This is a genomic window from Rhodopirellula maiorica SM1, from assembly GCF_000346295.1.
Classification (GTDB): Bacteria; Planctomycetota; Planctomycetia; order Pirellulales; family Pirellulaceae; genus Novipirellula; species Novipirellula maiorica.
Map to the genome: position 1 here is coordinate 1 of NZ_ANOG01000373.1, position 10,509 is coordinate 10,509.

At 55.2% G+C, this 10,509-nt stretch carries 13 protein-coding genes; 3 read left to right on the top strand and 10 right to left on the bottom strand.

All coding sequences use genetic code 11. From position 1 onward, the window contains the following. Positions 1 to 57: 57 nt before the first annotated feature. From RMSM_RS12055 to RMSM_RS12065, 3 genes are all read right to left on the bottom strand, one after another. Positions 58 to 366 carry a hypothetical protein gene (locus RMSM_RS12055; protein ID WP_008696021.1) on the bottom strand — a complete coding sequence of 103 codons (309 nt, stop codon included), beginning with the start codon at positions 364 to 366 and terminating at the stop codon, positions 58 to 60. 279 nt (positions 367 to 645) lie between these two features. Next, positions 646 to 1,380: a heavy-metal-associated domain-containing protein gene (locus tag RMSM_RS12060; protein ID WP_040765973.1), complete on the bottom strand. Its 735-nt coding sequence runs from the start codon at positions 1,378 to 1,380 to the stop codon at positions 646 to 648. Between the two features lie 4 nt (positions 1,381 to 1,384). Further along, positions 1,385 to 1,804, bottom strand: coding sequence for a MerR family transcriptional regulator (locus tag RMSM_RS12065; RefSeq protein ID WP_008696025.1), 420 nt, complete (start codon positions 1,802 to 1,804; stop codon positions 1,385 to 1,387). 906 nt (positions 1,805 to 2,710) lie between these two features. Here RMSM_RS12065 and RMSM_RS12075 point away from each other — a divergent pair. Together RMSM_RS12075 and RMSM_RS12080 are read left to right on the top strand one after the other, a co-directional pair. Beyond that, entirely contained in the window at positions 2,711 to 3,091 is a 381-nt protein-coding gene (locus RMSM_RS12075; protein ID WP_008696029.1) for a hypothetical protein, read from the top strand. A 49-nt stretch (positions 3,092 to 3,140) separates the two neighbouring features. After that, entirely contained in the window at positions 3,141 to 3,383 is a 243-nt protein-coding gene (locus tag RMSM_RS12080; RefSeq protein WP_144057584.1) for a hypothetical protein, read from the top strand. 40 nt (positions 3,384 to 3,423) lie between these two features. Here the strand turns inward: RMSM_RS12080 and RMSM_RS40900 are convergent, their stop codons facing one another. Together RMSM_RS40900 and RMSM_RS42520 are read right to left on the bottom strand one after the other, a co-directional pair. Further along, the gene (locus RMSM_RS40900; protein WP_008696033.1) at positions 3,424 to 3,588 is read right to left on the bottom strand and encodes a hypothetical protein; all 165 of its coding nucleotides are present in this window, start codon (positions 3,586 to 3,588) and stop codon (positions 3,424 to 3,426) included. 55 nt (positions 3,589 to 3,643) lie between these two features. Continuing rightward, entirely contained in the window at positions 3,644 to 3,922 is a 279-nt protein-coding gene (locus RMSM_RS42520) for a hypothetical protein (RefSeq protein ID WP_236622104.1), read from the bottom strand. A gap of 250 nt (positions 3,923 to 4,172) precedes the next feature. On the opposite strand from RMSM_RS42520, the gene RMSM_RS12090 reads away from it, so the two are divergent. Next, a complete protein-coding gene (locus RMSM_RS12090) occupies positions 4,173 to 5,147 on the top strand; it encodes a PP2C family protein-serine/threonine phosphatase (protein ID WP_008696036.1) in 975 nt (324 codons plus the stop codon). Here RMSM_RS12090 and RMSM_RS12095 read toward each other — a convergent pair. The 5 genes from RMSM_RS12095 to RMSM_RS12110 all read right to left on the bottom strand — a co-directional run. Continuing rightward, positions 5,139 to 5,810, bottom strand: coding sequence for a GNAT family N-acetyltransferase (locus RMSM_RS12095; protein ID WP_008696038.1), 672 nt, complete (start codon positions 5,808 to 5,810; stop codon positions 5,139 to 5,141). The genes RMSM_RS12090 and RMSM_RS12095 overlap by 9 nt on opposite strands. Positions 5,811 to 5,829: 19 nt before the next feature. Continuing rightward, a complete protein-coding gene (locus RMSM_RS39790; protein ID WP_144057585.1) occupies positions 5,830 to 6,105 on the bottom strand; it encodes a hypothetical protein in 276 nt (91 codons plus the stop codon). A gap of 134 nt (positions 6,106 to 6,239) precedes the next feature. Beyond that, positions 6,240 to 6,899 (bottom strand): hypothetical protein, encoded by a 660-nt coding sequence (locus RMSM_RS42525; protein ID WP_008696041.1) that lies wholly within the window; start codon positions 6,897 to 6,899, stop codon positions 6,240 to 6,242. Beyond that, the gene (locus RMSM_RS38445; RefSeq protein ID WP_008696044.1) at positions 6,899 to 7,618 is read right to left on the bottom strand and encodes a hypothetical protein; all 720 of its coding nucleotides are present in this window, start codon (positions 7,616 to 7,618) and stop codon (positions 6,899 to 6,901) included. Before RMSM_RS38445 ends, RMSM_RS42525 begins: the two co-directional genes overlap by 1 nt. A gap of 114 nt (positions 7,619 to 7,732) precedes the next feature. Next, on the bottom strand, positions 7,733 to 10,509 hold a 2,777-nt coding region (locus RMSM_RS12110; RefSeq protein ID WP_040765983.1), incomplete at its 5' end, for an efflux RND transporter permease subunit.

The following is a 10,509-nucleotide window of genomic DNA, read 5'->3' on the forward strand; positions in this document are numbered from 1 at the left end:
CTGGGAATTATGAGGAAAGTCCTGAAGAAACGGCCAGTCTGTGCATCCAAATGACAGTTAAACGGTATTCATTCCGATCTTTTCTCGCGTCACTTTATCTAGACGGAATGAATTCCGTTTCATGCTCGTGAACCGCCACAACCAGAGGTCCGCACGTCTGTTCGCCGCTTTTTCGGTGGTTGCGGTTCTGTTGGCGACGTCGCCGACGAGCTGGGCTGGGTCGCACGGAACCGAGAAATGCAGCCAGTCGTTCTGCCAAACGACTGCGGCGACCCCGAGTTGTTGGGAGGGGACGCCGACTAGGAAATATCCTTCGCTGGCGTCGTTCGAAACCAAGCACTGGTTGCCGTCGCGAACGTTTGGCAATGATACTACGCCTCGCGCTTTCAGCGACAACGAAGCGTCCTGGACCGATTGAAAAGTATTGTTGGTCTACTTTGGTCGGCCGTGCTTGCTGCGGCACGGCAACGTCGAGTGCTAGAGATGTCGAATCGGCTGAACTCAGCTAGTCCGACTCAGTCCGGTTGAGTCTTATGCCTGCCGGGCGAGCCTGAAAAAACCGCCCGGCTGTTCTTATGATGATGCCAAGATGGACATGCTTGAATACCGATGGCACCAATGGCCGATCAGCCGCCACGCCGAACGCTAGGCAAACAGCATACCAACTGCCATGACAATCATGACACCATTCTCGATGATCGTCACAGTGGACATTGGCAAGTTGAAAGCGGTGCCCAGGCAAGCACACTGAATGGCTTGTTTCTTTCGCACGGCGGCGATTACGCCAACCAAGCCGACACTCATGATCACTGCCGTCACCAGATTGGCGGCGAATAGCCAGATTTGAGTGACGAACAAAAGGCCAAGCCCGACTTCGATCCAAGGATAAGAAAGTGCGTAGGCCCGCGATCGCTTTGCAATGACGTCATAGGTGGAAAAGGCATCGGCGAACTTTTCGATGTTCAGCAATTTAAAAAATGCGAAGCCGATGAAAAAGAAGCCCATGAAGTTGCTCATCACTCGTGTCCATTCCCAAGTGTCTTGACGAGCTTCAAAAAGCAACGCTCCCCCGATCACGTAGGTCACCACCAAAAACAGCGGCTTGTAGGTGGAAAGCGTGAAGGCTGGTTTGTCGTTTGAGGTGTTGATGTCTGCAACGGCGTCGTCGTTGTCGATCGGTACGGCGTCGAATCCCGCTTCATGGAAAACCGAAACAACGCAGCTGGTACTGCCATCGTCGGTTAGCGTCGTTCTAACGAGTTTGCGTGGATCGTCCAGGTCCGCTTCCCAGTGTGTGATCGTCGGTTCGCTATCCAACAAAGGGCGGACTTTGTTAAGGCATCCGCCGCACGTCATACTTGTCTTGAAGGTTGCTTCCATGGTTCTATTGCTTTTCGTTTGTCGAAGTGGGTGGTTCGTGAGTCATGGTTTGAATGATCGGGCATCCACTCAAGGATCCTCTCCCGGAGCACTGGACGACCAGTTCAGACAGTGTCGACTCGATGCGCTGTAGGTCTGCGATCTTGCCTCGGATGATCGTGAGCTTTGATTCGGCTAACGTTTTGACCTCGCGGCGCGACGCTCCCGTCTTTTGCTCAAGTTGCAACAGGTCCGATATTTCCGAAAGCGTGAAGCCGAGATCTTTGGCCCGCTTGATGAAGCGAATCCGATCAACCGCCTCGGGCGGATACTCGCGGAATGTCGTTTTGATCGGATCGGGGCGATGCAGTAACCCACGTCGTTCATAGAAACGGATGGTTTCCACATTGACGTTAGCGGCCTTCGCAAGTTTTCCGATCATCATACCAGTCAACGTAGTCGTCTCCTGCACCCATCATAGACTCTGTACCATAGTACGGAGTCAAGTTTTTTTGGCACTTGCGCCAAATGCAAATGCGAAGCATCACTCCAAGACTTGTCGACTCCGGTCACCCAGATAGATCCCCGGTTGGAATCCGATGTCCTTCCATCACATTGGGTAGGTCGCTGGACTATGTGGTCCGATGCGGAAGAGGGATGCTTGGCCGATTTTTTGGATTGCACTCGCTCGACTGCTCGCAACGAGTTGCGGCTGGAACCTTCGGTGGTGAGCACAAAATGTCGGATGCCGTTGTTTTGCAACTCGTCGGTCAGCTTGCTCAGGATGGCTGCGTACAGTCGACGGCCTCGATGCACGGGTAACATCAGGACTTGGAAGATGAACGCGGAGTCGCTCGCCACTCTAATCGGCAAGTAGAAGCTAGGTCGCGAGAAGTACATACGTCGTGCTCACGCCTCCGAGCACCTCGCGATGACGCAACAGGTCCGTGTGTACAATGATGTTCGCATTCACTTCTTCCGAGCGGTAGCGGCTCGTGAGGTTGTCGAACTGCGCAAGGAATTGCTCAGGACAGCGAGACCAAACGGCATTTCGTGATCTGTCACTCGACGCATGACGCTCCCAACCCATGATTGACGATCGAGATTTCACAGTTAATGGGGCGACTCTGACGACTTATCGGACCCGCTAAAAGCCGCCTTTGTCGATCGGCAATCCGAGTGGCTTCACGACCTGAACGCGCTAGCGGTTTGCACCAGAAGCGAACCCCGAAAAGAATCCTAAAATCTTTTCGCGAAGTCGTGAAGAAACGTCGGGGCCGTGCATCCAAAGAGCATCACAGAAGAGATTTCCTCAGTGGGAGTCCTCTGAAAGCTTTTGGAACTGTCCGCCATGAACCGTCGTCACACCAACGCTGCCGCTCGATTATTTGCCGCTTTTGCAGTAACCGCGGTGCTGTTGGCGTCCACGCAGGCCGCCCGAGCAGGATCAAACGACGCGAAGCCTTGCCCTCATGCGTGCTGCCAACCGCAGCCGGTCGGGCACGGCTGCTGTGACGGTGATCCTTTGCACACATGTCCCACGCTGGCATCGTGCGAGACGAAGGTCTGGTTGCCGCCGAGAACTTCTACCAACGATCTGACGACTCGCGGTTTGGATCGCAGCGACTTCTCACGGATTGACTGGAGGACGGAGTCGGTCGCCCCCGTGCGGTCGGTCTTGTTGGTTCGTCCCATCTCTCTGATTGATTGGCACATTCGTCTTCAGATTTAGCAGTTGACTCTGCTTCGACTTGCGAAGCCAGACCAATTCAAAAATGAAGATGTTTCTGTTCCCAAATCGGTGCATGTCGATGTCGGCTGCGCCGTCAATCCTGGAGTTTCCAAAATGTTTGCGACTGTATTCTCTGCTGTTTTGTTTGCCGTTTCTTTCGCCCCCGCTGGCAATGTTGATACTGCCGCATCGGCTGATCCGACGTGTTGTGCCAAGCACGCATACTGCTGCACTGTCGTTTCAGCGTGCTGCGGCAAGCAAGCTGAAACGACAGCAACCATTGACGAAGTGACGAACGCAACTTCTCAACCCACATGCTGTGCCAAGCGTGCCTATTGCTGCTCGGTAAACGCACGATGCTGCGGCAAGAACGCTGAAACGACGGCTGCAACCAGCGAAATCGCCAACTTGGCAGGTAAACCGACCTGTTGTGCGAAGCGAGCGTACTGCTGCAGCGTCGGTGCGACCTGCTGCGGCAAAGGATCGGCAAGTGCCACAGAAGTCGAGCCTGCTGAACTCAGCTAGTCGCTTCTGATTCCGTTTGATCCCACATCAGCCGGACGAGCCTAAAAAACTCGCCCGGCTTTTCTCTGTTAGGTTGCCGTGATGGAAGCGTTCAAATACCGATGGCATCAGCTGCCGATCAGCCGACAACTGCTTGTCCTCGTCAATGCAATTCTCTTTGGGTTTGTCGTTCTGTTTCTTGTCGTTGACTACCGAGTGCGGATGGATCGGCATTTGAACGAGAAGCAGATCGCGTTGACCGAAGAAGCGAAAACGATGTACGAATCGCTGTTGCTCGCTGAACCCCACGGCGGCGAGGCGATTCAAAATTTGGTCGACAACGTCTGCGCTCGAATGAATACCGACGATTCACCGGGTCACCACATTGCTGCGAATTGGCGAGGGCTTCCGTACCAGGCTGTCTCGCATGGGCATGCTTCCGACGAAATGCTTCTGGCAATGCGGTCGGCTGCTGACTCAACCCTCTCCAGATCAAACGCTACCGGCGCACTCGTTGTCGGGTCATTCACTGGATCAGCTGGGCACGGTCTACATTTCAGAGAAACGTTCAGCTGTTGTGGACGCAACACGCCGCTCGTTGTTGATCCAGATGCTGGGAGTTCTGTTGCTGGGAGGGATTACTGCCTTCGTGGTCAGCGCGGTATTGCGGCAATTGATCGCCAAACCGATCCAAGGCTTTGTTTCGGCGCTGCGGAGTGTTGCGGCCGGAGACCTGAGCGTGATTGCACGTACGCGAAGCTGTCGAGAACTGAGTTATCTGGCCGATCAGATCAATTCGATGACTGAGGCTCTGGATCACGCTCAGCGCGACCATCGCGTTCACATGGAAAAGGCGCGTCAAATTCAACAGAACCTACGCCCGACGGTGAATGGATTGGTTGGAATCGACGTCGCCGAATTGTTTGAGCCGGCGGACGATGTTGGCGGTGACTACTACGACGTGATTCCATTATCCGATGGACAATATCTACTCTGCGTCGCGGATGTATCAGGACATGGCGTGCCAGCCGCGATGGCGGCGACGTTGTTGAAGGCGTTTGTGTCGGAAGCGGCGAAGAAGTCGTCCAGCCCTGCCCAGATTCTGACAGATGTCAACGAGCGATACTGCGAGTACGTGATGATGGGACACTTTGCGACGATGACACTACTGGTCGTTGACCCAAAGAGGAAACAGCTGACCTACGCCAATGCAGGCCATGAATTTCCATTCTTGCAGATTGGACGCGAAACACCGGTGCGATTGAATGTGGGCGACCTGATCTTGGGTGTCGAAGAAAATACCCAATACAATGAAGATACAATCCAGCTCGGCGATACGGCTCGTTTAGTAATTGTTAGCGACGGAGTGACTGAAGCGTTTGCCCCAAGTGAAGAGCAGTACGGAACTGAGCGGATTGAGCAGTTGATGAACACCGTCAAGAGCTGCAACGCTCGGGAACTGGTTGAAGCGTTTGAGTCGTCCATTGAGGCGTTCCGCAATGGCCGCAAGGCGTTCGATGACACAACGCTAATGGTGGCTCAGCTAACTTGAATGGACTGCGGTATCGTCGCCAACATATCGTCCGATTGTGAATTCAGCATCTTTTGGAAGCGTCGGGTAGGTTGCTCGACTGAGTGGTCCGACGCGAAAGAACGATGCTTGACCCACTTTGCGAAACTGCATGCGATTAACGGCCCGCAGCGCGTTTTGGTTAGAACCCTCAGTGGTCAACACAAGTGAGTGAATGCCTTCGTGTTGTAAATCGTCGGCCATCCTGCTCAAGATCGCCGCATACAGTCGTCGTCCTCGGTAGGCAGGAAGCACCAAAACTTGGAATACGAAAGCGGCATCGTCGGAGAGTTGGATTGGAAGACCAGTTTCGGGCTTGCCGTCGTGGTTCCTTTCACCAGGGATGTCTCCAAAGGCGACCCACGCGAATCCGGCGAGTGAAGCGGCTTGAAAGGCTGCAAAGCATTTGGCTGCGCCGGCGTCCAGCATTTCCAAGTCCCTCTCTGGGATCACGTAATCCAGCTCGGATGTGTGTTCGCGTAGACGCCGGGATGAACACGAACAGATTTCGTATTCGCTCGGCGTCGGCGTTCTCGGCATCGTGTCGATCGGCGACTGATAGAAGTGACAGACATTCGCGATCGCAAAACGACGAACTACTCGATACGCCAACCAACGTATCGAGCGTGTGGATTGAGACTTCATGATAGTAAGGGCTCCCGCGTTAGTGGCAACAGCTTCCGTCGCCCGATGAGGGGCGCGGGGAAACTGAAGTGGGAGCGGTTGTGAACGAATTTGCTGCGGGCGGTTGATAGTCAGTCTCCAGATCAATCGCCGTGTCGTATTGAATGTTGGCGGCAGCTTGCTCGGCGTACTGCTGTGCGGTCATTGCCGGTTCGTCTTTTCGATTGCCCAGCCAGGGCAGCGAATGGCATCCGGAGGAAAGGAAGAGGGTCAGAGCGAGCGCAGCGGTAACGCAGTATTTCCATAGCGATTGCATGACGACGTCCTTGTCGTAAGTTGAAAACAAAAAGGCAGGGACGGCGTGGTGACGTCATCACTTGCGTGAATCAGCCGCGACACCGCCCCCGCGTGTGTCAGATAAGGAGCGAGCAATTTTCGATCCCGTGTTGATTAACGAATCATTGGAGCATCGACTCCTTGGGACTTCAGAACAGCCAACCACTTTTGCGGCTCGGCCGCGATCTTCTTCGCGCATCCAGGACAACAGATGTAGATCGCCTTTCCATCCGCATTGACTTTGTACGGCCCACCCATCGCATCAAGCGGTTCATCCATCACAGGGCATTTCTTTTGTGCGCCAATGAACGGTGCATCGGCAGAAACGACCTTGAAGATGCCTTCCCGAACCTGTTCGGTACCTGCGGGAACGGACGCTTGATTACTGCTGCCGTAAACCATCGCCAAATACTTCGCGGGCTCGGCCTGAATCTTCTTGATGCATCCTTTGCAGCACAGATAGATCGGCTTATCGCCGACCATCACCTTGATCGGTGTACCCATGCCACCAAGTGGTTCATCCATGACGGGACAGGTCTTCTGGGCCGCAATGGCCGCTGCGTCGGCTTGGGTTGATGTTGAGACGGTAATCTTTGCCATTGTCGTGGCAGTAGGCTGGCCACTGTTTTGCATCCCGTTGCCATGAATTTTCGCCAGATACTTGGCTGGCTCGGCCTGAATCTTCTTGATGCATCCCTTGCAGCACAAATAGATCGGCTTGTCACCAACCATCACCTTGATCGGCATTCCCATTCCACCAAGCGGTTCATCCATCACGGGACAAACCTTCTGTGCGGCAATGGCCGCTGCATCGGCTTGGGTCGCTGTGGTGACCGTGATCTGCGGGCGACCGGCGGCATACCTAGCCGGGTCCGACTTGACCGCGTCCAAACAGCCCGCACAGCAAACGTAGAGCTTCTGTCCGTTGACATCGACTGCGACGGGATCACCCATGCTGCCGAGCGGCTTTCCGCTGACGGGGCAGAGTTTTTGCGTGCGATCGCCGCGGCTGCCAGTTGTTGCTCGCTGGCCGGAACGGTGGCGACTTCGTTGAAAGAGATTGTGCTGGCCGCAATACCGACCAATTGCACATCGACGTCAATCTGTCGACCAGCGATTTGCGACAAGTTCACAGGAGCGGTCAACGCTCCTTTGCCATCGGGCAACAGGTCGTAGCGATAGCGTTTCGCATTGCCTTCGACTCGTACTGAAACGGCACCGCGTCCCCGGTCAACCGATACCGGCTGACCAGCGCGGTCGTAGACGAAGATTTCCAGCCCGCCTTGTGAAACAATCGTTTCGGTTTGCAGGTTGCCGGATTGTTTCAAACTGCCGCCATGCGGCCCCGCTTGCGTCGCTTCGCGAGCCTGCGTCATACCGGGCATCGTGTGGTTGTGACCAGCGTGCTGGTGCTGCGATTGGATTGACTGCCCAAACACGCTCGATGCGGACATCGCGAGTGAGAAAGCGGTGATGATGAGTGTTCGTTTCATGGGAGAACTCCGTTGTAAGTTTTCAGGACTCCGTCCGTTGGGTCCGTCGATCTTGATGAGGTTGGTTGATTGGATGCCTGAGTCGTGAATTCCTTCACGGTCAAACGAAAAGTTTTATACCGCTTTCATGAGTTCCTCCTCCGGCATCGCTTCCGTGCCTTCCCAAAGCTCGTCTTGAAATCCGAAACGCATCTTCAATTCCAGGTAGCCGCAATAGAGCGTCGGCACAATAAATGACGTGAACGGTTCAGCTAACATGCCACCGAACACGGGAATCGCCATCGCTCGGGCAACGTCAGCCCCACGGCCTGTCGCGATTAACACCGGAATCAACGCGGCAAGCGTCGTCACCGTGGTCATCATGCAAGGCCGAATGCGTTTGAGCCCGGCTTCATAAACCACATTGCGAATGTCTTCGACCGATTCGATTTTGCGTTTCTTGAGCAGTTGATGGATGTAGGTCGCCATCACCACGCCATCGTCGACCGCGAGACCGAACAAAGCGATGAAACCAACCCAAACTGCCGTATTGAGTTCCACGCCCATCGTTGCGACGGCAATCATGCCGCCAGCGAACGCAACCGGGATGCCCGAGAACACCGCCAACGAAATCGAGAAGTTGCGAAACTCCATGTAGATCAATAGCAAATTGATGACGAGGACCAACGGAATGATCCACATCAAACGCCGGTTGGCTTCGATCTGGTTTCGGAAACTGCCAACGGCCTCGAGAGAGTATCCCGCTGGCAGCGACAACCGATTCAGGTCCGAAGGAGGCAGCGACTGAGCCTCACGAAGCTGTTCCTCGATCGCGGAGACCGATTCCAAATCGCCCTTGCTGCCATTGGTCATGAAGGAAACGTGTGCGACGAGCCGACCATTTTCGCTGTTGATTGCACCTGGCCCCCAAGTTGTTTCTAGCGTTGCGACTTCTTCCAAGGGCACAACGGCCCCCGAGTGCGTGACAACGGGCAGACGTTTCAGGCCGTCGATCTGTTCGCGGAGGTCGCGGTTGTACCGAAGCCGCACTGGATAACGCTCACGGCCTTCAACGGTCTTGATTAAGTTCATCCCGCCCAGTGCAGTCTCGATGACTTGGTTCACCATCGACGAACTCATCCCGTACCGCGATGCCGCTTCGCGATCGACAGTGAACTCGACGTAGGGTTTGCCAAGCACAATATCGGGATTGACGGTGCCGGCGTTGATCAGTGGCGACTTCTTCAGTTCAGCGGAGACATTCATGGCCGCGTCAGCCAACTCGTCGAGTTCGTTGCCGTAAACTCGAATGGCCATCGGTGCTTTGATGCCAGACTGCAGCATCACGACTCGGCCCTCGATCGGTTGTAGCGCCGAAGCGGGCGTGACACCGGGCAACGTGGCGACTCGGTTGATTTCGTCCCACACGTCGCGAGCCGTGACGCCTTCTCGCCATTCGCTTTCGGGCTTAAGCATCACATAGGTTTCGACCATCGCGGCCGGAGCGGGGTCGAGCGCCGACTCCACGCGACCGATCTTGCCAAGCACGTCTTTGACTTCGGGAATTTGGCCGATCAAAACATCTTGCGTCTGCAACACTTGCATCGCTTGCGAGAAACTGGCTGCCGGGTACAGCGTCGGCATATAGAACCAGCTTCCTTCGTCGAGCGCGATCCAGTCGTCGCTCTGCAACCCCGTAAAAACATGCTTGGCATCGACGTAGCCGGGAAAGTCATTCAGATCGGCACCGAACAAGTTGGCGAACTTTTCGACCGGACGAAGCACGGTTGGCATTCCGACGTAGGCACCCACGCCGATGATCAACAGCATTAACGGAAACGAAAGTGCGAACGCTTTGTGGTTCAGGGCGTGTCGCAATCGGGCTGCGTAGATCCAGCGAACGAAGCGACTAGAAGGGATTTCCTCGATAGGCCGAATTCGCTCTCGTAGCAATTGCCAGCCGGCAATAAACCCAATCGTGGCCGCGATCACGGTCACAATCCAAGTATCCAAGCCGAAACGCTCTGCGAGTCGTGCCCCCCACAAGAAATGGGACGCGGCACCGAGCAGTCCGGAGAGAGACAACGCGGCAACCAGCGCGGTCGATTTTCGACGCACGCTGCTCCGCAACATCAATCGACACAAGGCGGGCACAATTGTGACGGCCGCGATCATCGCTGCAGCAATCGCAAATGTCTTGGTGTAAGCCAGCGGAGAAAACAGCTTGTAATCGCGACCGGTCAAAAAGAAGACCGGCAAGAAACTGACAATGGTTGTCGCCACGGCGGTCACGACGGCCGGTGCGACTTCGACCGTTGCTTCGTAAACGACTTCCGAGCGAGATTGTTTGATGCGAGCCTCGTCGCTGCCAGACTCCCAATCCGAGAGATGCTGGTAAATATTCTCTGAAACGATGATCGCCATGTCGACCATCGTTCCGATCGCGATCGCGATGCCTGCAAGCGACATGATATTCGCACCGACGCCGACCACGCGCATCGCAATGAACGACATCAGCACTGCTGCCGGCAAACAGATCGCGACGACGAAACTGCTGCGGATGTGCAATAGAAACAAGAGGATGATGATCGCCGTGATGATGATCTCGTCGCGTAATGCATGCGTCAGCGTCGCCATCGTCTCGTCGATCAGTCCGCTGCGATCGTAGACGCCATGAATGGTCACACCTTGTAGCGACGGCGTTATCGCGGCGATCTTGGCTTTCACGCGGTCGATGACGACTCGAGGATTTTCGCCGTATCGCATCACGACCACGCCGCCGACCGCTTCGGCTCCGTTGTAGTCCAACGCACCGCGACGAAAGTCTGGGCCAATCTGCACATTGGCAATGTCGCGGACGCGAACGGGAACTCCGTCACGCTGCATGATGACAGTGTCCTCGATGTCCTCGA